Here is a 23,016-nt window from a genome sequence, read left to right on the forward strand (position 1 = left end):
TTGAACTCTTTGCTCACAAGGTAGTCAAACCATGACGGATTCATTTAAAACTAAAAAAGCCGCCTCAATTATTTTGAGACGGCCTCTTTTTTATGGAAATCAATCGCGATAAACATCATATTGATAAATAACAAATATAAACTATTAAATCGCTCTATTATGATGTTTTTTAAATCATTGATTTTCTCAAAAGATTGGACAGATATAGTATTTGCCAATCGCAATAAAGAATACGGTGCTTATCAACTTCGACAAATGTCAGGAAAAGCTACAAATATGGCTTTATTGATTGTTGCAGCGACAGTAGGTGGCTTGTGCGGAATATCATTCGTCAGCAAATCAGATGGAAATGATTTAATGATTGTAAAAGAAGAATTTAGTCCAGCTTTTGAAGTAGCTCCCGAGCTAGAATTGCCAGAAGAAATTATTACTCCGGAACCGAAGGAAGAAAAAGCACAGCAAGTAGCAAAAGATGTTTCAGCTAGAGATTTGGTGAAATACACTGAAATAAATCCAACTGATAAGACAAAGACCTCGGAAGAAATCGCTACAGAGACGGAAGTTTTAGATAAGAATAAATTGTTAGCTTCTTTCAATGCGAAAGGACAGAAGAGAGGAGAGTTGATTACTCGAGGAACTTTTGGCACTAAAACACAAGATGGAGGAACTCTGGGAAAATCGACAGGAGATGTAGATGGCACTAATGCCTATGGTAATGAACCTTTCACCAGTGTAGAGATTATGCCTGAACCGATTGGTGGAATGAAGGAATTTATAAATTGGATTTCTAAAAACTATACCTTCACTCAGTCTGCTATTGATAATGAAGTCAAAGGACTGATACAAGTGAAATTTGTAGTCGAAAAAGATGGAAGCTTAAGTTCTTTTGAAGTAGAACGAGATATGGGCTACGGGACAGGAAATGAAGCTATCAAATTGCTGAAAACAGCGAAAAAATGGAATCCTGGTATCCAAAATGGTCAAAGGGTACGGGTGGCATTTTCGTTACCTATTCGGTTGGCAACTCAATAATAGATAAATTTTCGGAAGGAGCAATTATTATTTTTTTGCTTCTTCCGAACTTATTCGGATAAAAATAGGATGGTTAGGATCTTTATTCTCCCAAGTAGGTCCATTTTTCAGCAATTCAATAAGAATAGCATTCATCTTTGGATTAGAAGATGTTTTTACTTCAATATTCGTAGGTCGCATCAACAAATCTAAATCAAAGGATATATTTGCATTATAAGTTTTAAAACCTTTTTTTCTAAGCTGTTCTTTTATATAAGAATTAAATGATGTCCATCCGTTCGAAGGATTCCCATTCTGAATAGTTTTTGTAGCGAGGGCCTCAATAGCATCAGAGGATGATATGATTCTAGAATCTCCAAAGTTTTTGTTTGCTAAGGCGTTACCATTTATTAACACCTCACTTATGGAGTTTTCAGTCTGTTTTTCTTTTATATCCATTCTATTCTCTTGCGCTTGACGGGCTAATACTGCGGATAGATTGGCTTTTGTTTGAGGATCTAAATCTAATCTTTGTAGATCGGCTTGTGTCTTTGCTAATGATGAAGAAGTAGCTTGTTCAGTAGAAATAGAACCAACCTTTGAAGATAGTATTTCAGTTTGCGTTGGTTTGACTTCACCTCGATATGTCGTAATAATCTCAACATCATTGGTATTTCTATTGACATATTTTGGACCTTCTATGACGACCTGCATCTTAGGTTTAGCCGAATAAACCATTATTTTCTTGGGATCAAGAGTTTGTTGTTTATTGGTATTTTTCTCTCTTTTGATACTATTTTGACTTTCTGCCACCTCTTCATTTGCTTCTTCCTGTTTGTAAGCTATTAAGGAAGAATCAGGGACAATACGGGTTACTTCCGTATTTTCCTCAATCTGTGTATTCTCAAAAGATGTATTTACTATAACATCATTTTTTGGGGTCGTATTTAGAAAATATATAACCCCAAATGAAAGAACTGCAATAATTGAAGCTGCTGCAAATAGTTTCTTCAATGTAAATATCTTGACAGATTTTTTTGTGGTAGTTCGGGATTTAATCTTAGCCTGCAAATCTGCTGTAGGAATAGAGCTTTTTAAAAATTTTTCAGTTTCCAAACCTTCGATGATATCCATGAGCATTTCGTCCTCATGCATAGCACGCTCGATCTCATACATTTCTGTATGAGTGAGTTCGCCATTCACATATTGACGTAAGTAATTTATATCTTTACTATATTTGCTCATCCGATTTCTCCATGCAATTTTTCAAATTCCTTTTCCCATTCTGAATATAGCTCTTCACATCATTCATCGAGAATCCTGTTATTTCTACCACTTCCTTGTAGCACTTTTGATTGATGAAAAATAAATCAATACTAATGCGCTGTTTTTCGGGAAGTTTCTGTATACACTTTTCTAGCTGCGATAATCGTTCCTCTTTTTCTGCATAGTCTTCTTGTGGATGCAGATTAGTCGGAAATTCCACAAATTCGTCTGTAGAAATTTCAATCTTCTTTGAAGACCGCAATTCCATCAAACAAAAATTCTTGGCTACGACATATAACCATTTCGGAAAATCTTGAATGGTCTGCTTTTTTATTTTGACTATAAGTTGTTCAAAAAGTTGCATTACGGCGTCTTTGCTTTTCTCTTCATCCTTAAAATAACGAAGACAAACGTAATACACCATCTCGCTATGTCGCGTATATAGCTCACCCAAAACATTTAAATCTTCGCTGGAAGTATATTTTTCCAACAAGGATTCATCAGATTCTTTGGAAAGGGATGAGCCATTTAGTTTCATAATCGGCATGAAAATAATTTTTTTTTCTTGATTATGGAAATTTCATTTTTTCTGCATCCGTTAGGAAAATTAAATAATGATTCAATATGAAAAGGCTACTAATAATATGTATGGTTCTATTTGCTATAGTAGCAAATGGCCAAAGTTTGATCGAAATTAAAGGCACTATAACGGATAAATATTCAAAAGATCCTCTTGCAGGTGTATTTGTGCAATCAACAAAACAAAAACATGTATTGAGCAATGAAAAGGGAGAGTTTTCCATTTCGTCTTTCAAAGGAGATACCTTACGTTTTGAGTTTTTAGGTTATAAAACATTGGAATATGTTGTCAAAAATGAAGAAAGCCACCAAATATCATTACAACAATTGCATACGGCTATAGATGAAGTGGCAGTAGTAGCATATGCTCCTGTTGCCAAAAAAAATCTTACTGGTAGTGTTTCTGCTTTACAAGGTAGAGTTGCTGGAGTTGTTGGAGCATATAATAGTGTTGGGAATAGTAGCAATTTAATGATTAGAGGAATAGGTAGAGTAGAAAAGAACACAGAATCTTACAAAGGTTTTGATGAAAATAAGTTTATTAGTCCTCTGAAAGAGGCACTTTCCACCTTTGCAGCAGATGTGGACGTTGCTTCTTATAATAACGTAAAGCGTTTTTTGAATCAGGGAACTTTACCTCCTGTGGATGCAGTCCGTGTCGAAGAAATGATCAATTATTTTCAATACGATATGCCTTCGCCAAAAGGGGATAATCCAGTCGCAATTAAAACAGAGTTAGCTACATCACCGTGGAATGCCAAACACCAGCTATTACGCATTTCTTTAAAAGCTAAAGATATTTCAAAAGACAATCTACCAGCATCGAATTTTGTGTTCTTAATTGATGTGTCGGGTTCGATGTACGATGCGAATAAGTTGCCTTTGGTAAAATCTTCTTTAAAACTATTGGTAGATCAGCTTCGTGACACGGATAAAGTGGCTATCGTGACTTATGCTGGCAATGCGCAGGTACGTTTGGAAAGCACTTCAGGAGATCAAAAGATGAAAATTAAAGAAATAATTGATGGATTAGAAGCGGGAGGTTCGACTGCAGGAGGGGATGGATTGAAAATGGCTTACAAGATTGCCCGTCAAAATTTCTTAAAAGATGGAAACAACAGAATTGTAATGGCTACAGATGGGGATTTCAACGTGGGAGCATCCAGTGATTCGGATATGGAAAAATTAATTGAAAGAGAACGGGAGTCAGGCGTGAATATTTCGATTCTAGGGTATGGAATGGGAAATTATAAAGACAGTAAATTGGAATTATTGGCCAATAAAGGGCGTGGTAATTATGCATATATCAATGATATTTCAGAAGCGCGCAAGGCAATGATTTCTGAGTTTGGTGGAACAATGTTTACGGTGGCTAAGGATGTGAAAATTCAGGTGGAATTCAATCCTAAATATGTTCAATATTATAGATTAGTAGGTTATGAAAACAGATTGATGGAAGCCGAAGACTTTAACAATGATAAGAAAGTTGGTGGAGATATGGGCGTCGGTCATGTGGTAACGGCTATCTATGACATTATTCCAGTAGGAGTGAAAAGCGAAGAAGTCGGGAATGTTGATCCGTTGAAATACCAAGAGAATAAGACAAAGACTGTTTCCAATTATTCTACAGAATTAGCAACTGTTAAATTCAGATATAAAGATCCTCAAGGTGAAAAATCTAAACTTCAGGAACAAGTAGTTTTGTATAATGAGTTGAAGCCGATGAGTGAGGATTTTAATTTTGCGACAGCAGTAGCTGAATTGGGGATGTTGTTGCGCAATTCTTCGCACAAGCAGCAAGCAAATTTTGATTCCTTAATCCAGCGTGCGAAAAAAAGTAAAGGTAAAGACGATGAAGGTTACCGGGCTGAATTTATCAAAATAGCTGAAAATGCTAAAGCTTTGATGAAAAGTAATGATTTAGTTAGAAACTAGTTTTTAGTAAAATGTCATGCAGAGTACAGTGAAGCATGACATTTTACTTTATTGTAAAGGCTCTGACTTCTTTCTATAATTTATCCAAACTACGACAGCCAAGATAAATGCAACACCAAACCATTGTATGACGGAAACATTTTCATGTAATACAAAATAAGACATCATTACGGCTACAGGTAATTCCACCGCACTCAAAATACTGCCTAGTGCTAAGTCAATTTTAGGCATCCCGAAAGCGAATAGAAAAGGAGGAAGTACTGTTCCAAATACGGCTAATAATATTCCATATTTGTAAATCTGAAAATCTACAGTAGTTTGTAAAAGTGAGAACGGTTGTAATACGGCAAATATCATTATGCACGCTCCAGTCACCATTAGGGCACTTTTCTGAACAGGGGGATAATCGTTGCCAACTTTTCCATTTACCATGATAAAAATTGAATAGGCTAAAGCAGCAAGTAATCCATACAAAATTCCTAAAGGTGATATATCTTGAATAGAAGATTCTAATGCACCTGTTGCAAATAAAGTGGCTATGAGGATTAAAACTATGCCTATTGTCTGTTTCTTATTTGGCTTTTGCTTAAAAACAAGAAAGTTTATTAATGCTCCAATCCAAATAAATTGCATCAACAATACAATAGCAATGGAAGCAGGAACTAATTGTACACATTTGTAATAGATCACACTTACTACTCCAGTAGATACACCTGCTAACATGATCTTCCATGCTGCTGTATGTCGTGGATATTTTGAAAAGTCAGCTTTTCCGCCCTTCATCAACCCGAACAATATCCACAATATTAACATACCTAATAAGGCTTGTACTCCTGTCACTTCGCCTAGAGAGAATCCCGCTGCATACGCTTTCTTCACAAAAGTAGATAGTACACCAAAGCTGGCTGCCCCTACAAATACCGCTATCGCACCTTGTAATCGTTTCATGCCGCAAAAATAGCTAACTAATGTGGATAAAAAGAATTACTTATTTTATATTGGTACTTGTAGATTAGTAATCAAAACAATAATTATGAGAAAATTGCGTATTCTTTTCCTTCCATTTTTTGTATTGCTGATATTCAGTTCCTGTGGAGCGAAAAGAAAATCTACAGTTTCTGGATCAACTAAATCCGCGATAGAAAAACCTTCAGTAGGTAAAAGAGCGAATATCAAGCAATATTATTCGGAATTATTGAATACGAATCCGAAAGAGCTGAATGAAAATCTTTATGAATTTATTGACGAATGGATTGGCAGTCCTCATCGTTTAGGGGGACAAAATAAAGATGGTATAGATTGTTCGGGATTTGTAGGTATTATTTATCAACAGGTTTATCACAAAACTTTGCCTCGCTCTTCACGTGATATGGCAGAAGTTGTCAAGCGCAAATACGACGACCAATTAAAAGAGGGAGATTTAGTCTTCTTTTCTTTTGGAGGAAAAACAATAGATCATGTAGGCATCTATTTGCATAATGACAAATTTGTGCATGTATCGACGAAGCAAGGCGTGGTAATTTCCAATTTAAAAGATACTTGGTACTACAAATATTTTACGCGCTGCGGTACACCTCAAGTATAAGGTTCTCGAAGTAATACGAATGTCAATTGTCATCCTTATTTCCCATTCGCACGAATAATGGTGACAATTTGTGTATTTTTGTCACCATATTTTATTTAATATCATGACTAGTAAATCAAAAAGAATCTTTTTAGCTATTTGTATTATAGTGCCATTTATCGTGTACTGTTGGATATATTATTCTTCGATGGTAAAAAATGCACCTTACCGTTTTGCGGATTTTGAATCTCTTGAACTGACTTACGGTACGCCAGATTCAATGTTCAACAAATACGATTCTAAAACTGCATTATATCAATATGTGACGACAGATAACCGTGTGCTTACAGATACTGTTCGTATGCGCAAAGATGATTTGTTGTATTTACATCGTAAAGCCATGGAATTAGGCTTTTGGAATGTTGACGATGATATGACTACCAAACGTGAGAATCCGAATGAAGGAAAAAATATTCCACGCTATATTTTAAAATATACTTATAAAGAGAAAACAAAAGAAGTGACTTTAGATGCGGATTATCCAGGTACGGAGAAAATGAAAAATGCAGCTAAATCTACTATAGATGCAGTTATAACAATGATAGCTGAAGCAAAGGCAAGATAATTTCCGCGTCATTTGAAAAGGAAATAAATCATTACAAATATGAATAGATCTTTCAGCAAACTTCAGAAAGACAAAAGCATAAAAAAGGGAAATCAATTTGATTTCCCTTTGCTATATCTTAATGATTTACGTTTTCTAAAGCTTTTGGATCGTGTTTGTGTTTGAATAGTATTGCAAATGCAATCACAATAACCAAAGTATATCCTGCAAAAGTTAGCCAGATGTTATGCCAATCTTTTAGATAGATAACTTCACTAAATACTCCATTTTCGATAGAAACACCCTTGCTGCTGATAAATTCAAGGAACTTCGAATTGTCCGATGAGGTTTCTAATCTTGCAGCTAAGTCATTCACATTGCTAAATCCATCCGTGAAATATTTATCAATTAACCAGCCTGAAGAAATGGAACCAAAAACTGCCCCAAATCCATTTGTCATCATCATAAATAAACCTTGAGCTGAGGATCTAATTTTAGAGTTAGTAGAACTTTCGACGAAAAGAGAACCCGAAATATTGAAGAAATCAAATGCCAATCCGTAAACAATACAAGAAAGGATAATCATCCACAATCCCCCTGATGGATTTCCAAACGCAAATAATCCAAAGCGTAATACCCATGCTACCATCGCAAACAACATCACATTACGAATACCAAATCTTTTCAAAAAGAAAGGAATAGCAAGGATAAATAAGGTCTCTGAAATTTGAGAAATAGACATGATAATGGTCGATCCTTCAACCACTAGAGAGTTAGCATATTTTGGATAAAAGGCAAATTCACTTAAAAATACATCTCCATACGCATTTGTCAACTGCAATGCCGCGCCCAAAAACATAGAGAAAATAAAGAACAAAGCCATTTTGTAATTGGCAAAAAGTTTGAAAGCTTCTAAACCCAACAGTTCTGTCCATTTTGAATTTTCACGAATTAAACGTTGCGGTGGACATTTTGGAATCATAAACAGGGAATACAATGCCAGAGTAATCGATCCTGCTGCAGCAATGTAAAACTGTAATTCCGTTGCTTTGTTGCCCGAAAGGTTTGTAATCCACATTGCAGTGATGAATCCTACAGTTCCCCATACACGAATAGGAGGGAAAGCCTTGATCAAATCATATTTTGCCGCAGTCAATGAACTGTATGCTATAGAATTGGATAATGCCAATGTGGGCATATAGCAACACATAGCTGCAAGTATAACGGTGAAGAATGTGTTTGGATTGTCGACTTTGGCAAGGTAGATTAAACAAAGTGCGTAGAGAAAGTGAAGAAGCGAATACAATTTTTCCGCATTGAACCAACGGTCGGCTATAATTCCTATTAAGGTTGGCATAAAGAGTGATGCAATACCCATCGTGGCGAAGATTGCCCCAAACTGTGTACCATCCCAACCCTTAGTTCCGAACCAATAGTTAGCTATTGTAATTAACCATGCTCCCCATACAAAGAACTGTAGGAAGTTCATGATGGTGAGTCTTAATTTGATAGACATAGTATTAATTTATGATTTTCTTTTTTCTATTTCGTCACGAATTTTAGCTGCGACTTCGTATTGCTCGTTAGCAATAGCTTTTTCTAGTGTGCTTTCCAATTGTTCCATCGTCAGGGAGGCATATGGAGAAACCTCTTTAGGCTTTTGGAATTCTTGTTTTGGTTTGGATATTTCGGATTCCGAAGTGCTTGCTGAGCTCATATTTTCTAAGAAAGCGAAATCATTACTTTCAATTACAATACCAGCAGCAGCCATGATGAAATCATACGTGTAGATCGGACATTCAAATCTAACTGCTAAAGCTACGGCATCCGATGTGCGTGCATCAATTTCGTGTGTTTGATTACCTTGACTACAGATTAATTTGGCAAAGAAGATTCCATCGACAAGATTGTATATCAATACTTCATCTACTGAAATATCAAAAGTATCGGCAAATGATTTGAATAGGTCATGCGTAAGCGGACGACTAGGGGTCATCTTTTCGATTTCAACAGCTATAGCTTGTGCTTCAAAACTACCTATGATAATAGGAAGGCGTCTGTTGCCGTTAATTTCGCCCAAGACAAGTGCATATGCTCCTGATTGTGTTTGGCTATATGACAAGCCAACGATATCTAACTTAAGTTTCTTCATCCGAACACCTTCAATGATACAAAGATGTGAATATTAATGCCAAAAAAAAAGTAGCACGTACATTTTTTGTCCGTACTACCTTAATTATAGATATGTTTTTGTTTAGTTACCTTTATATGCTTTTAACGCTTCAATCAATTTTGGAACTATAACGAAAGCATCTCCTACGATGCCATAGTCCGCCACTTTGAAGAATGGAGCTTCTAGATCCTTATTGATTACCACAATGGTTTTAGAAGAACTAACGCCCGCTAAATGCTGAATTGCTCCTGAAATACCAATCGCGATATATAAATTTGGACTTACGACAATACCTGTTTGTCCTACGTGCTCCGAATGAGGACGCCATCCGGCATCCGAAACTGGTTTTGAGCATGCTGTAGCAGCACCTAATACATTCGCTAACTCTTCGACCATGGCCCAGTTTTCGGGACCCTTTAGTCCGCGACCTGCGGAGACAACTATATCAGCTTCTGGCAAGGAAATTTTATCTGTAGCACGTACAATATCTTTGACTATAGTACCAAAGTCCGAAGATTCTACCGGTGCATTGAAGGCTTCTACTTGTGCCGAACCACCTGTTTCCGTGGCAGCATAGCTATTTGGATTAATTGTAATGACTTTTATGGAAGAATCAACTGTTACGGATGCAATGGCCTTATTTGAAAACGCTGTTTTTGTAACTTCAAATGAATCCCCTGAAACGGTTGGTAAACTTGTCGCACCAGCAACTAACCCTGCTTCTAATTTCGTCGCAATACGAGGTGCTAAACCTTTACCGCTGAATGTATTCGAAAGTACGACTATAGATGCGTTATGCTGCTTCGCTGCAGAAGCAATAATCGATGCATAAGCTTGGTTTACAAATGTTTTTAAATCCGCGCTAGAAACATGCAATACTTTAGCAATACCATAATTTCCTAGCTTAGTTAACTCATCAGAAGAAATATCGCCGATAGCTAAAGCAATAGCTTCAGTGCCTAATTGTGTAGCAATATCTTTTCCGTAAGAAGCGACTTCAAAAGCTGACTTCTTTAACTGACCGTCTGTATTTTCTATATATACTAAAACTGACATATTCTTTCTTTTTCTAGGTTAGATAACTTTAGCTTCACTATGTAATAAATTCACCAATTCGTTGATGTTATTTTCATCAATTAATTTCACATTGCCGCGTGCTGGAGGTGTGCTGTATTTATTAAATTTAGTTAATGGTTTCACCTCGATAGGCTCAAGTACTTCCAAAGGTTTTGTTCTAGCTGCCATAATACCGCGCATATTAGGGATTTTTGGTTCAGCTACACCTTCGGCTGTTCCTACGACCAATGGTAAAGATGCTGAAACAACTTCTTTTCCTCCTTCGATTTCACGTTCAATAATAGCTTGTTCAGCTTCCACTGATAAGCCTTTTGCAATGGATACAGAAGGTAAACCCAAAAGTTCGGCGACCATAGCTGCTACTTGAGAACCATTGTAGTCAATGGACTCGCGACCGGTAAGAATTAAATCAAAGCTATTCTTTTTGACATAATCAGCAATTTGGTTGGCCACGTACCATGCATCCGCAGGGTTCGCATTTACACGTACAGCATTATCAGCACCAATAGCTAATGCTTTACGTATGGTCGGCTCTGTAGAGGCTTCGCCTACTGTAATAACAGTTACCGATCCATTAGCCCCCGAATTTGTTAATTCAATGGCTTTAGCCAGAGCAATCTCATCGTATGGATTGATAATATATTGAATTCCCGTTGTGTTGAATTCTGAATCATTATTGGTAAATGTAATCTTAGATGTAGTATCTGGAACATTACTTATACAAACTAATATTTTCATGTTTTTATGGTTTATGATTTAAGCTTATCTATTTAAGTTTACTTATCAAATATAGACAAATAATTTTAATTTCCTATGCTAGCATAATAAATTATTTCTTTTAAACTCTCTTTTTCTGCGTTAATGGTTTACTTTTGTAGTATGAATCGAATTGAACAGTTAGAAGCTTTTTTAGTAGAAAGTCCTCAAGACCCTTTCTTGCATTATGCCTTAACTATGGAATACCTAAAGGGAGATGATAATGAGAAAACGCGTGCAGGCTTTGAAAATTTGTTAGCTAATTTTCCAGATTATGTGGGTAGTTATTATCATTTTGGAAAATTCTTGGAGAAGGTAGGAGAAAAAGAGAAGGCAGAGGAAGTTTACAAGCAAGGTATTCTAGTGGCTACTAAAGTTCGTAATCATCATGCTAAAGGAGAATTAATGGGGGCATTAAATCTACTTTTAGGGATGGATGACGACGATGAATGTTAAATTTTAAGAAAAAAAATTAAATCGCGTGTTTTGGTATTCTTTTTGAATATGACCTAACATATGCGTTGGCTTGTTTACATATCTTCATGGTTCGTTATAGTTGGGATAGCTTTAAGTTGTGTCAACAACCAGAAGTCTGTAGTAGCCAAAGATAAGAATGAAAATATGGAATCTCTTTCAGCGAATTTAGCAGGACTTTATTCTGGAAACTTGCCATGCGTGGACTGTGAATCTATTAGCACTATTCTCGAATTGCATCAAGATAAATCTTACGTATTACGTTATAGTTACGAAGGTAAATCTGAAGATCAATTTATAAAAGAAGGGAAGTGGGATGTGCAGAAAAATACATTGACTTTAGAAGGTTTAGATTATCAATATAAAATTAATCCGGACTATTTGATTCAATTAGATTTAGCCGGAAATGAAATAAAGGGGGACATAGCTGAAAAGTATCAACTATCCCGCGTGAAATAATTTTTAGAAGAAACAAAAATGGCTGATAATTTTATCAGCCATTTCTGTTTTATTTTTATTCGTGATCACAAATTTCTTTAAGTTTTGCGACTACGATATCGATTTCTTCTTTGGTATTGTTTTTACTGAAGGAAAATCGAACTGAAGGCCTTTCTGGATCAGCGTCAATTGCACGCAAAACATGCGAACCAATATCCGAACCTGAACTACAAGCACTACCTCCTGAAGCAGAAATTCCAGCAATATCCAAATTGAACAATAACATATCACTCATGTTGGTACATGGCAATGAAACATTCAATACAGTATACAAAGAATTTTCAGGATCGATATTTCCGTTGAAGTTAATCGTAGGAATAGCTTTTTGCAATTCTTGAATCATATAGCTTTTCAAGTCTTGGATGTAAGCTTGATGACTTTCCATATCGCGATAAGCTATTTCTAACGCTTTTGCCAAACCTACAATGCCGTATACATTTTCAGTACCACCACGCATATTACGTTCTTGAGCGCCACCAAATATTAAAGGTTTTATTTTATTGCTGGCATTAATGTAAAGAAAACCTACACCTTTAGGTCCGTGGAACTTGTGTCCCGCACAAGTAATAAAATCAATTTTTAATTGTGAAAGATCATGCGGATAGTGTCCCATAGTTTGTACGGTATCCGAATGAAATATCGCTTGGTATTGTTGGCAAATTTCCGAAACGCGTTTGATATCAATAAGATTGCCAATCTCGTTGTTGGCATGCATTAAAGACACCAACGTACGTGGATTTTTTGCTAATAATTCTTCTAAATGAGTTAAATCTATATTTCCTTTTGCATCTAAACGAACGAGATCCAATTGAATCTTCCCTGTTTTTGCTAACTCCTCTAATGTATGAAGTACGGCATGGTGCTCGATAGGAGAAGTAATAGCATGTGTAATGCCATAGGCTTCTATCGAACGAACGATAGCCATATTATCCGCTTCTGTTCCACCCGAGGTAAAGAAAATCTCAGCGGGTGAAGCGTGTAATAAATGAGCAATTGTTTTTCTTGCTTTTTCAACTATAGTTTTCGCTTGACGACCATGAGCATGAATAGAAGAAGGGTTCCCAAATTCTGTTTTCATGGTTTCTACCATCACATCGATTACTTCTGGATCCAAGGCTGTGGTAGCTGCGTTATCTAGATATATATGCATTTGGCAAAATTAGGTATTTGCGAAAATTTTTTGAATTATTTTTTGTATTTCGAAATAATTAACAGAAGAAATGACAATAAACTGCCAAATAACCCAAAATATACAATAATATCTCCATTTTTAGTGTAAAATGTGGTTTCGTCATTAAGATTGATTTCTTGCGTCAATGCAGCTGGAACCCACCAATCTGTATGCTGTACGATATCACCTTTTTGATTGATAAATCCCGAAATACCTGTATTAGCCGAGCGCGCTACCCAACGTCTGTTTTCAATGGCACGAATTTTAGCGTAAGCCATGTGTTGGTCCTTCCCAGAAGTATTTTTCCACCAGCCATCATTAGTCATAACGGCAATGAATTGTGCGCCTTTTTGGACGTATTCAGCAACATAATCTCCCCAAATGGATTCATAACAAATAGTAGGAGCAGCACCAATTCCACTTTGTGCATACAGTACTTTCGGCTCAGTATCTTTGCCATAACCACCTGTAGTACCTCCGAAATGTTCGAAAAGTGGTGTCATAAAAGCTAAGAAATTTCCAAATGGTAATTGTTCCACGCCTGGTACCAACTTGGATTTATGGTAATACTGTAAAATACTGGATCCGTCAATTAAGGTAGACCCATTGAAGCTATCTACATAGCCAGCGCCAAAAGGTCTAGCTGTAAGTGTACGTTTATCTTGATAGATGGCGTAGCTTTCAATTCCTGATAAAACATTTCCATTTCGGAAATCGCCTAAGAAATTTACAATTCGTTCGTAGGAAGGATATTGTCTAAAATCTTCTTCGTTGATTCCTCCGCGTTCTGAAATCGCTGTTTCTGGCCAAACGAAAAATTCTGTATTTGGCTTTGCCACACTTTTAGAAAGGCTTATTAAGTTTTCCAATTGCTCCGAAGGAGAAATGGATCCGAATTTTTGATAAGGATCAATATTGGGTTGTACAACCACGACCTCAGAAGGATTAATAGGTTCTTCGTAAGTTGTATATTGAACAACTGAGATTAGTATAGGAAATACGATTAGCCCTATTCCCAAGGAAAGAATCAGTTTTTGCGAATAAGCTTGAACCTTTTGCTTGTACTGCCAATAGAATAAGAAAGCTAAAATATTAACTACCCATATCCATAGTGTGCCGCCATAAACTCCTGTAAAACTATACCACTGAATAATCTGATGGAAATTTGCAAATCCATTTCCCAAAGTCATCCATGGGAATGCTAAATCCCAAGTTTGATGCAAATATTCGTAGCCAATCCAAAGAGAAATCAAGCCTAAAAACGAAATTATTATAGTTTGTTTTTTGCGTAATTCATAATACAATCTAAAAACAGTTGCCATAAGTAGGGGCGCAAGACCGAACGGTATAAGGGATATCAATAACGACACCCAGCTTGGCAATACGGCATTTAAAGAATTGAATACCCAATAAATCGAAGCTGTATTCCAAACAAACCCTGTTAGAAAGGAGGTCCAAAATATTTTAGTTCCCTTTTTGCTATAATCACCACGAATAATATTTTCGACAGCGACTAACAAAGGAACGAACCCTACTAAAAGAAGTAAGCTGCTATAGGGGATAGGGGGCCATCCTAGCCAAAGAATAAAGGCACTTAATAGTGCCAGTAAATAATTTTGTTTCACGTGATATTATAGTTGTGATAAGATTTCTGCTTTTTTGTTTTCGTACTCCGATTGTGAGATCAATTGTTTGTCGTAAAGATTTTTTAACTTTTTCAACTTCAAGGTGATTTCGTCATCCTCATCTTCAACAGGTGCGGGAGGTGGTGTTGAAATCGGAGATTGATACGTTTGATTCACAGGAGGCGCAAAAGTATGATCTTGTTTTGCAACATGAGGTTCAAATTTTGGAGTCTCTACCACCTTAGGTGGAATAAATTCTTTTACAGGCTCTCCATAAAGATCACGAACTGGCTCCGCTGGTTTTGTGACAATGGTTTTGGGTTCCTCAACAGATTTAGTTTGGGTTTGAGGCTCACTAGAAGAATTAGACTTAATGTCTTCCAAAACTTCTTTAATCAATTGATACAATCGACGAGCTTGTGTTTTTGGTACATAATCGATACTCAAATTCTCTCCTGTAAAAGGAATCACTGTCACTTTAGAACCAAAAATCTCTTCTTTGAAAGCAATATCTTTAATGTCTTTCCAATCAAATATTTCAAAATTCGTGGCTAACCCTAATTTGGTGAATTCACACAAAAAAATACGTTTATTGCTAATCGCGATGCTATCAGGTAAAAGCGTAACTGCAGGTTTTTTCTGCAAAGCAATATAACTCACAACTTCGTCGTGATTCAACATCGTTGAAATCTTGTTGTATATTTTTTCAATTACTTTCGGATCTTGACCGTCTTGTACAAATTTATCTATACTCATATGTGGAAATGATAAATTAATTTCTTTCTATTATTCTGCACCTGCTACACAAAATACGAATTCTCCCTTAATGGGATTGTTTTCAAAATGTAATTTTAGCTCCGATAAAGTGCCGCGTACATTTTCTTCGTACAATTTACTCAATTCTCTGGAAATAGAAGCTTGTCTTTCTTCCCCAAAATATTGGATAAATTCTTCGATAGTTTTCAACAATCTATGTGGAGATTCGTAGAATATCATCGTTCTTTTTTCCTCCACCAATTGCTTCATACGTGTTTGACGTCCTTTTTTTACGGGTAAAAAACCCTCAAAACAAAAACGATCGTTTGGAAGACCAGAATTGACCAACGCAGGAACAAAAGCCGTTGCGCCCGGCAAACATTGTACTTCTAGTCCTTCTTTAATGGCTTCACGCACAAGTAAAAATCCAGGATCTGAAATGGCAGGTGTTCCTGCATCCGAAATCAAAGAAATGGTTTGTCCTTCTTTCAAGAATTTGATGATTTCAGAAACGGCTTTATGCTCATTATGTTGATGGTGGGCAAAGACTTTTTTCTCAATACCAAAATGCTTTAACAGAGGAGCACTGGTGCGTGTGTCCTCTGCCAAGATCAAATCCGATTCTTTCAAAATGCGAATCGCACGGAAAGTCATATCTTCCAAATTGCCAATAGGCGTAGGTACTAAATATAGCATAGTTCAAAGGTACGCAATATAAGATAGTTGCGAAAGATGTTCACAAAAAAGACTTAAACGGGGTGTTTAAGTCTTAAGAGGAAAGCTGTAATGGAAAAATTTATTCTAGTTGTTGATAAAACGCATATTAATATCTATTCGCTACATTGGATTTGTAGGAAAAATTACTGAATAGTAAATCGCAGTTTCTTATCTTTGTGCCGATAAACTCAAAATAATATGTTGCAGTTAAATTATATCCGTGAGAACAGGGATGCGGTTGTCGAGAGATTGGCCGTTAAGAATTTCAAAGATGTAGCTTTGGTTGATGAAATCATTAGCTTGGATGAACAACGTCGTAAGATTCAAAGTGAGTCTGACGCTATCGCTGCTGAAGCAAACTCCTCCGCAAAGCAAATCGGTGATTTGATGCGTCAAGGTAAAAAGGAAGAAGCAGAAGCTATTAAAGCAAAATCGTCTGGATATAAAGAGCAACAAAAGCAATTTGCCGAAAAATTAGCAGAGGTAGAAGCAACATTGAATGAGAAAATTGTGCTTTTACCAAACTTGCCGCACTCATCAGTTCCTGTCGGTGTTTCAGCAGAGGATAACGAAGTGGTTTTGACACATGGTGAAGTTCCTACTTTGACTGAAAGCAAATTGCCGCACTGGGAGTTATTGACAAAATATGATATTGTTGACTTAGAATTAGGTGTAAAAGTTACGGGAGCTGGTTTCCCAGTATATAAAGGAAAAGGTGCTCGTCTTCAACGTGCCTTGATTAACTTTTTCTTGGATCAAGCTGCAGAAGCAGGTTACAGGGAAGTGCAAGTTCCTATTGTGGTGAATGAAGCTTCAGCTTTTGCGACAGGACAACTTCCAGACAAAGAAGGTCAAATGTACCACGTAACGAACGATGATTTGTATTTGATCCCTACAGCGGAAGTCCCAGTTACGAATTTATACCGTGATGTAATCGTAAAAGAAGAGCAATTCCCGATCAGACATTGTGCCTATACACCATGTTTCCGACGTGAAGCTGGTTCTTATGGTGCGCACGTACGTGGATTGAACCGTCTTCACCAATTCGATAAAGTGGAAGCAGTGCAAATCGTACATCCTGATAAATCATACGAAGTATTGGAAGAAATGAGCCAATATGTACAGGGTTTGTTGCAAAAATTAGAATTGCCTTACCGCGTATTGCGTCTTTGTGGGGGAGATATGAGTTTCACTTCAGCGTTGACGTACGATATGGAGGTGTATTCAGCTGCACAAGAGCGTTGGTTAGAAGTTTCTTCAGTTTCAAACTTCGAAACTTTCCAGTCTAACCGTTTGAAAGTACGTTTCAAAAATGCGGATGGCAAAATGCAGTTAGCACATACGTTAAATGGCTCAGCATTGGCATTACCACGTATTGTGGCTTCCATCTTAGAAAATAATCAATCGGAAAAAGGAATTAAAATTCCTGCTGCATTGGTTCCTTACACAGGTTTTGAATATATTGACTAGGCTTTAAGTTTAAAGATAAAGAAAATGGGCTACAAATTATGTAGCCCATTTTTTGTGTTTTATATTTTGGGATTATTAATTATCCCCTTATTAATTGTCAATTTTATAGATTTCTCCTAAGGTCGAAATGACATATTATATTAATCCTATTTATCCTTATTTTTTTGATGTTCCTTCCATTGCTTAGCAAAAGATTTATTAGGGAATTCCGGTAATTCTCTATTATCTCCCCAAGCTTTTTTAAAGAAATTGCGCATAAAGAAGTTTTTCATTTTCCCGCCAAAGAAATCTATCCATTTACGTTTTTTGACAGCAAAAGAGAAACCTTTCCACAGACGTTGTTCGGAAGTAGGAGCAAGGTTTTCCTGTACAGAATCTCTGCGATTCAATAATAACATTTTTTGAATATCAATATTTACAGGACAGACCTCAGTACATTTTCCACATAGACTCGATGCGTAGGAAAGATGTTTGAATTCTTTCATTCCGTTAAGGTGTGGCGATATTAAAGATCCTATAGGTCCTTGGTATGTGGTTTCGTAGGTGTGACCACCGATATTTTGATAGATAGGGCATACATTTAAGCAGGCTCCACAACGAATACAATATAAACCTTGGCGTTGATCTTTTTTCTCTAATACATTGGTTCTGCCATTGTTCAATAGGACAACATACATTTCTTCTGGGCCATCGGTTTCTTCATCTTTTTTGGGACCGCTCAAAAGTGTGTTGTAAACCGTAAGATTTTGACCTGTTCCATGTGAAGCTAGCAGTGGCCAAAATAAATCTAAATCTGCCATGCTGGGAATTACCTTTTCAATTCCCACAACAGCGATATGTACTTTTGGAAAAGAAGTGGTTAAGCGAGCATTGCCTTCATTCTCGGTAATGGCTATACTCCCCGTATCAGCGACTAGAAAGTTAGCACCCGTAATTCCGATTTCCGCTGTAGTATATTTTTCGCGCAAGATTTCACGAGCCTTCATCGTCAATTGTTCTGCTGTAGCATCCAGTGGCGTATCGAACTTTTCATGGAAAAGTTTGGCAATTTCTTCCAAACTCAAATGCATAGCTGGCGTAACAAAATGGTAAGGTTTGTGATTCAGCAATTGAATGATGTATTCACCTAAGTCACTTTCGATGGGATCAATACCTTTTTTTTCTAAGAAATGATTCAATTCAATTTCTTCAGTAGCCATGGATTTGGATTTGATAACCGATGTAGCATTATGCTTTTCAAAAATCTTCCAAATCTCTTGACGGGCTTCCTCTGCATCATTTGCCCAGATTACTTTGCCTCCATTTGCGGTAAAGCGTGCTTCAAAATCCACTAAGTATTTATCGAGATTCTCAATCGTTCGCCATTTAATAAGATTAGCTTTCGCTTTAGAATTTTCTAAATTGAAAAACTTATTTTTCCCTCTTTCGAACGCCGTGTTGTATTTATCAATATTGTTAGTGATGATTTCGCGGTGACGAAGGTCGAAGGATTTGGCTGAACTGTCTTCTAAAAACTTATCTGCGATATTTTGCGCCATGCTGACTCTGCTTAATCTCCTACAAAAATAAAAGCTGGTTATATTCTAACCAACTTTTAAATATACCCGAAATTTTTAATTATTGTGTTTAATCATTCATAAAAAATCAAAAGAAGATTTTAGCATGACAGGCATGAAATAATTTATGCCAATCCGTATTTAAGAGCAAAAAGGACTAATCCGACACGGCTTTTTACTTCCAGTTTAATAAAAACGGCATCTCTGTAACCGTCTACAGTTTTAGGGCTTAAACACATTTTATCAGCTATTTCTTTATACGTGAGTTCGCTGCAAGCCCATTTTATGAATTCTTTTTCTCTTTCTTTCAGTTCAGAAATAATAGAACTAGATTTCATGTCTTCAATTTTTATTTTAAGAAGCTTTTGTGTGACAAAGTCCGTATAAAAGCTCCCTTTGTTTATTACATTTTCTATAGCTTGAAAAAATAAGTAAGGCTGCATGTCCTTTAGTAAGTAGCCTTTGGCGCCAGCTTTGAGCATTTTGATAATGACCTGTTCATCATCTTCCATTGTCAATGCGATAACTTTGATTTCTGGAAATCGTTCACTAAGCCACTGTGTAGTTTCTATACCATTTTTGTAGGGCATATTAATATCCATTAACACGACCTGAGGCAGTTCATTTGCGTTGGATAATGCTTGGATAAAATCTTCCCCATTGGCATTATTCATTACAACTTTGTATTTAGCGTCCTCCGTGATCATATTTTCCAATGCTTTTGACATTAGCGTGTGATCGTCAACTATTGCTATTGGTATGTATTCCATGATATATTCTTTTTGTAGACAATTTTGGTTGTAGTGCCAGTGTTGGGTATGGAAATGACCTTAAAACTTGCGCCAAGTAATTTTGCACGTAGTTCCATATTCTTTAATCCCGACCCATCTTGCGCATGATCAATTTGAAACCCCTTTCCATTGTCATTGATTTCTATATTTAAAGTGTTGGGATCCTCTGTGATTGTAATTTTGACTTCTTTTGCTTTAGAATGCTTGAGTATATTGTTTAAACTTTCTTGAATTATGCGAAACAGAATCAAACTATGTTTAGCAGGAATATCTACATCATGATTGTTAAAAGAAAAATCAATATGTAAAAGTCTTAATTTTTCAATCCTCAAAACCTGATGTTCAATAGATTCTATTAATCCGAAATGAACGATTTGTTCGGTAATGAGGTTTTTGGACAGATTGCGAATATCTTGTATGCACTCACCCAAAAGCTCATTTAGTTCTATTAATTCTGTATGGTGAGCATCTTCAATTTTATTAAGTAGTTGATTATGTTTTAATCGAACGACAGATAATTTCTGTCCTAAATCATCGTGTAGCTCTTGTCCTATATAATTTAAAGTTTGTTCTTTAATTTCTACTTGTGTATTCGCTAATTCCTTTTCAAACCATATATCCTTTTCCTTTTGTTCAAGCATTAAAGTGGTTTTCTTCTTCAAAAATATTAAGTATAAAAAAAGCATGATAAATATCACTAGCAGCAACGTGGCTGTAGAAACTATTACCAAATTATTTTCTTCTATATTTTCCATGTGCTACTTCCAACAATTGTGCTTATGCCATAATACTCCTCTTGCTATTATTAAGTTACTTACAATATTTAAAGATAAAAGAATGATGAAATAAAGTTGTTCCGAAATTGTATGTCTAAAATAGAATATCGGTATACTTCCAATAAAAAAAATGAGTAAAGACACAGAAATCCAAAATGGTAAATAGTGTTTGATATGAAGTATCTTATTAGAATTAAATGTTTGGTATAGAAATAAAATGATTGAAAATAATAATAGTAAAATATTGATGTATAGCCAATTAAAAGAAAAATTTAAAAAGGCATTTTGATTAATAATAATCTGTATTAGAATATTTAGTACAAAAAGTAGAATTATAGTGAACTGTATTTTACGTAATGGTTTTAAATACAGAAGTTTAAAGTAATAGAAAAGGTAAAGAAAAAATACAATAGTCAAAAAGCCTACAGTATAAAAAATATCTGTAGGCAATTTGGTCAATTTGAAATAAAAAAAGCAAAAAATATCAATGATAGAAAGAGTGGAATAACCTATAATAAATAGAAAATTTTCTTTCTTACTTTGTCTTTTGATACAGTATAATAATATCATTACAAAAACAGATATTAACATACTTATTATTTTGCCTAATTCTATGTTCGAATCAATCATATTATTGCATTCCTTCTGAAGGTACTTTTGGTGGTGGAGCTAAGTTTACAGCATTTATACCTGAGATAGTTGTAATATCCTCATTTCTCGATGTTGAAGTGCTAGTTAAGCTCTTAATGTTTTGGTTTTGTGACGTAGTTGTTTGTGTTGTAGGGACTATAAATATGGTTTGGTAACCAGCATAATCAGGGTTAGCCATTTTATCTTTAGGGTAATCCAAAGGGTATTTTCCCAAGTAAATGCGCAAGCCTAGATTTTCTAGCTGCTGTTTTTTAGCATTTTCTTTGACGTAATGGATATATCCTTCCAAATCTTCTAATGAGATCCAATACCACCTTGAATCTGGTTCTCCCTTTCGGAATTCTGTGAGAACTTTGTTATTCGTGTTGGAATATTCATCAAATAGCAAAGTGCCTTCCTTATAGTTAATAAGTTTTTTTTCATAAGAAGAAGAAAGTTTGTTTTCTTCTTGCCTGGGAGAGCAGCTAGGAGCCCACATACTGCCGAACAACAATATGCATAAGACATTGATGTTGCGACTTAAATTTCTCTGTTTCATAACGTTTGTTTGTTGGTGTAGTAATTTATATTAAAATTAACTATATATAAGGGTTTCTAAAAGGGGAAAAATCCTGTTTTTTAATAAATCATATTTCTCAAAAAGTAAAATATGAAGTGTGTTAATAGAAATCTTAATAAATCTTCTCTTCTTAGTATTGAAATGATTCGATTTTATGTTTTATAATAAAATCTTTTTTAAAATCAGTATTTTTGTTGCTCTAAACCCTTCTACCGTAAATATGAATTTCGATTCCACTACTTGTTTAAATTGCCATAAGGAAATCCATGGCAAATATTGTTCTCATTGTGGGCAAAGTGCTGACACGCATCGTTTGTCTTTGTCTCATTTTATAGCCCATGATGTGGTGCATGGCGTTTTTCATTTGGACAAAGGATTATTGTTTACTATTAAACAAGTGCTTACCAGACCGGGTTATGCAGCGATGGACTATATTGCAGGGAAACGAAAATCGTATTATAACTTTTTCTACCTCATATTATTATTGGTCGGGTTTTATTCTTTAGTGAGTAAGTTTAATGGAAGTCTTTTTCCTGATTTGCAAGAAGTTGATATTGAAGATAAAACGGGGGTTAATGATTTTCTCCATAATTATAGCAAGGCGATATTAATTGCTTTTGTTCCTGTAATCTCCTTCAATAGTTATATGCTATATAAAAGAGTGAAGCTAAATTATCTGGAACACGTTATTGTGTCAGTTTTACCGTTCATTGGTGTCCTGTTGACTTTTATTGGGGCTAAACTTTTAGAACCTTTGGAGTTATTACGTTTTCTGCGTTGGAGTCGGTTATTAGTTGGCTCCACTTTATTGCAATTCTTGTCTATACGAACCTATCATTCTATCAAGCTTTTAAAGGTTTTTACTCGAAGAAAGGCATATTCTTTAGATTTCTATTGTTCTGCTTTTTAGTATTTGTAGAAATCGTTGTCTTCTTTGTCGTGCTGATTGTCTTCTTTGGAGGAGGAGGGACGATAAGTATTTAATAAAATAATGTTGCAAAAATTAA

At 35.7% G+C, this 23,016-nt stretch carries 23 protein-coding genes; 8 read left to right on the forward strand and 15 right to left on the reverse strand.

Features of this window, described 5'->3' with window-relative positions; genetic code table 11:
• Positions 1-159: 159 nt before the first annotated feature.
• Complete coding sequence (locus tag G5B32_RS14505) at positions 160-1,032, forward strand: energy transducer TonB (RefSeq protein ID WP_165292236.1); 873 nt, start codon at positions 160-162, stop codon at positions 1,030-1,032.
• Between the two features lie 27 nt (positions 1,033-1,059).
• Here the strand turns inward: G5B32_RS14505 and G5B32_RS14510 are convergent, their stop codons facing one another.
• Positions 1,060-2,256 (reverse strand): hypothetical protein, encoded by a 1,197-nt coding sequence (locus G5B32_RS14510; RefSeq protein WP_165292237.1) that lies wholly within the window; start codon positions 2,254-2,256, stop codon positions 1,060-1,062.
• Positions 2,243-2,824 (reverse strand): RNA polymerase sigma factor, encoded by a 582-nt coding sequence (locus G5B32_RS14515; protein WP_165292238.1) that lies wholly within the window; start codon positions 2,822-2,824, stop codon positions 2,243-2,245. The genes G5B32_RS14510 and G5B32_RS14515 overlap by 14 nt, the downstream gene beginning before the upstream one ends.
• 77 nt (positions 2,825-2,901) lie before the next feature.
• Between G5B32_RS14515 and G5B32_RS14520 the strand changes: the two genes are divergently transcribed.
• Entirely contained in the window at positions 2,902-4,791 is a 1,890-nt protein-coding gene (locus G5B32_RS14520) for a vWA domain-containing protein (protein WP_165292239.1), read from the forward strand.
• Positions 4,792-4,839: 48 nt separating this feature from the next.
• On the opposite strand, the gene G5B32_RS14525 is transcribed toward G5B32_RS14520, so the two are convergent.
• Positions 4,840-5,739 (reverse strand): EamA family transporter, encoded by a 900-nt coding sequence (locus tag G5B32_RS14525; protein WP_165292240.1) that lies wholly within the window; start codon positions 5,737-5,739, stop codon positions 4,840-4,842.
• 85 nt (positions 5,740-5,824) lie between these two features.
• Here G5B32_RS14525 and G5B32_RS14530 point away from each other — a divergent pair, with 85 nt between their 5' ends.
• The gene (locus G5B32_RS14530; RefSeq protein WP_165292241.1) at positions 5,825-6,376 is read left to right on the forward strand and encodes a C40 family peptidase; all 552 of its coding nucleotides are present in this window, start codon (positions 5,825-5,827) and stop codon (positions 6,374-6,376) included.
• A 187-nt stretch (positions 6,377-6,563) separates the two neighbouring features.
• Positions 6,564-6,980, forward strand: coding sequence for a hypothetical protein (locus G5B32_RS14535; RefSeq protein WP_165292242.1), 417 nt, complete (start codon positions 6,564-6,566; stop codon positions 6,978-6,980).
• A 118-nt stretch (positions 6,981-7,098) separates the two neighbouring features.
• Here the strand turns inward: G5B32_RS14535 and G5B32_RS14540 are convergent, their stop codons facing one another.
• The 4 genes from G5B32_RS14540 to G5B32_RS14555 form a co-directional block, all read right to left on the reverse strand.
• Positions 7,099-8,475 (reverse strand): nucleoside permease, encoded by a 1,377-nt coding sequence (locus tag G5B32_RS14540; RefSeq protein WP_165292243.1) that lies wholly within the window; start codon positions 8,473-8,475, stop codon positions 7,099-7,101.
• Positions 8,476-8,484: 9 nt separating this feature from the next.
• Positions 8,485-9,111: a bifunctional nuclease family protein gene (locus G5B32_RS14545; protein WP_165292244.1), complete on the reverse strand. Its 627-nt coding sequence runs from the start codon at positions 9,109-9,111 to the stop codon at positions 8,485-8,487.
• Positions 9,112-9,213: 102 nt separating this feature from the next.
• Entirely contained in the window at positions 9,214-10,188 is a 975-nt protein-coding gene (locus G5B32_RS14550; protein WP_165292245.1) for an electron transfer flavoprotein subunit alpha/FixB family protein, read from the reverse strand.
• Positions 10,189-10,206: 18 nt separating this feature from the next.
• Positions 10,207-10,947, reverse strand: a complete 741-nt coding sequence (locus G5B32_RS14555; RefSeq protein ID WP_165292246.1) for an electron transfer flavoprotein subunit beta/FixA family protein — start codon at positions 10,945-10,947, stop codon at positions 10,207-10,209.
• A gap of 141 nt (positions 10,948-11,088) precedes the next feature.
• On the opposite strand from G5B32_RS14555, the gene G5B32_RS14560 reads away from it, so the two are divergent.
• Positions 11,089-11,421, forward strand: coding sequence for a tetratricopeptide repeat protein (locus G5B32_RS14560; RefSeq protein WP_165292247.1), 333 nt, complete (start codon positions 11,089-11,091; stop codon positions 11,419-11,421).
• A 60-nt stretch (positions 11,422-11,481) separates the two neighbouring features.
• Positions 11,482-11,898, forward strand: coding sequence for a copper resistance protein NlpE (locus G5B32_RS14565; protein WP_165292248.1), 417 nt, complete (start codon positions 11,482-11,484; stop codon positions 11,896-11,898).
• A gap of 55 nt (positions 11,899-11,953) precedes the next feature.
• On the opposite strand, the gene G5B32_RS14570 is transcribed toward G5B32_RS14565, so the two are convergent.
• From G5B32_RS14570 to rsmI, 4 genes are read right to left on the reverse strand one after another with little or no spacing between them, the layout of a single operon-like run.
• On the reverse strand, positions 11,954-13,087 hold the full coding sequence (locus G5B32_RS14570) for a cysteine desulfurase family protein (RefSeq protein WP_165292249.1): 1,134 nt from the start codon (positions 13,085-13,087) through the stop codon (positions 11,954-11,956).
• Between the two features lie 35 nt (positions 13,088-13,122).
• Positions 13,123-14,733, reverse strand: coding sequence for an apolipoprotein N-acyltransferase (gene lnt, locus G5B32_RS14575; protein WP_165292250.1), 1,611 nt, complete (start codon positions 14,731-14,733; stop codon positions 13,123-13,125).
• Positions 14,734-14,739: 6 nt separating this feature from the next.
• Positions 14,740-15,489 carry a PH domain-containing protein gene (locus tag G5B32_RS14580; RefSeq protein WP_165292251.1) on the reverse strand — a complete coding sequence of 250 codons (750 nt, stop codon included), beginning with the start codon at positions 15,487-15,489 and terminating at the stop codon, positions 14,740-14,742.
• A gap of 30 nt (positions 15,490-15,519) precedes the next feature.
• Entirely contained in the window at positions 15,520-16,185 is a 666-nt protein-coding gene (rsmI, locus tag G5B32_RS14585) for a 16S rRNA (cytidine(1402)-2'-O)-methyltransferase (protein WP_165292252.1), read from the reverse strand.
• Positions 16,186-16,404: 219 nt separating this feature from the next.
• On the opposite strand from rsmI, the gene serS reads away from it, so the two are divergent.
• Positions 16,405-17,676 (forward strand): serine--tRNA ligase, encoded by a 1,272-nt coding sequence (gene serS, locus G5B32_RS14590; RefSeq protein ID WP_165292253.1) that lies wholly within the window; start codon positions 16,405-16,407, stop codon positions 17,674-17,676.
• Positions 17,677-17,822: 146 nt separating this feature from the next.
• Here serS and G5B32_RS14595 read toward each other — a convergent pair whose 3' ends face one another.
• The 4 genes from G5B32_RS14595 to G5B32_RS14610 form a co-directional block, all read right to left on the reverse strand.
• Positions 17,823-19,214, reverse strand: a complete 1,392-nt coding sequence (locus G5B32_RS14595; RefSeq protein WP_165292254.1) for a LutB/LldF family L-lactate oxidation iron-sulfur protein — start codon at positions 19,212-19,214, stop codon at positions 17,823-17,825.
• A gap of 143 nt (positions 19,215-19,357) precedes the next feature.
• A complete protein-coding gene (locus tag G5B32_RS14600; RefSeq protein WP_165292255.1) occupies positions 19,358-20,002 on the reverse strand; it encodes a response regulator transcription factor in 645 nt (214 codons plus the stop codon).
• On the reverse strand, positions 19,984-20,778 hold the full coding sequence (locus tag G5B32_RS14605) for a sensor histidine kinase (RefSeq protein WP_165292256.1): 795 nt from the start codon (positions 20,776-20,778) through the stop codon (positions 19,984-19,986). The genes G5B32_RS14600 and G5B32_RS14605 overlap by 19 nt, the downstream gene beginning before the upstream one ends.
• Before the next feature lie 652 nt (positions 20,779-21,430).
• Entirely contained in the window at positions 21,431-21,988 is a 558-nt protein-coding gene (locus tag G5B32_RS14610) for a hypothetical protein (RefSeq protein ID WP_165292257.1), read from the reverse strand.
• A gap of 241 nt (positions 21,989-22,229) precedes the next feature.
• Here G5B32_RS14610 and G5B32_RS14615 point away from each other — a divergent pair, with 241 nt between their 5' ends.
• A complete protein-coding gene (locus tag G5B32_RS14615; protein ID WP_165292258.1) occupies positions 22,230-22,919 on the forward strand; it encodes a DUF3667 domain-containing protein in 690 nt (229 codons plus the stop codon).
• Positions 22,920-23,016: the final 97 nt, after the last annotated feature.

The organism is Sphingobacterium sp. SGL-16, assembly GCF_011043515.1.
In the GTDB taxonomy this organism is placed as follows: Bacteria; Bacteroidota; Bacteroidia; order Sphingobacteriales; family Sphingobacteriaceae; genus Sphingobacterium; species Sphingobacterium litopenaei.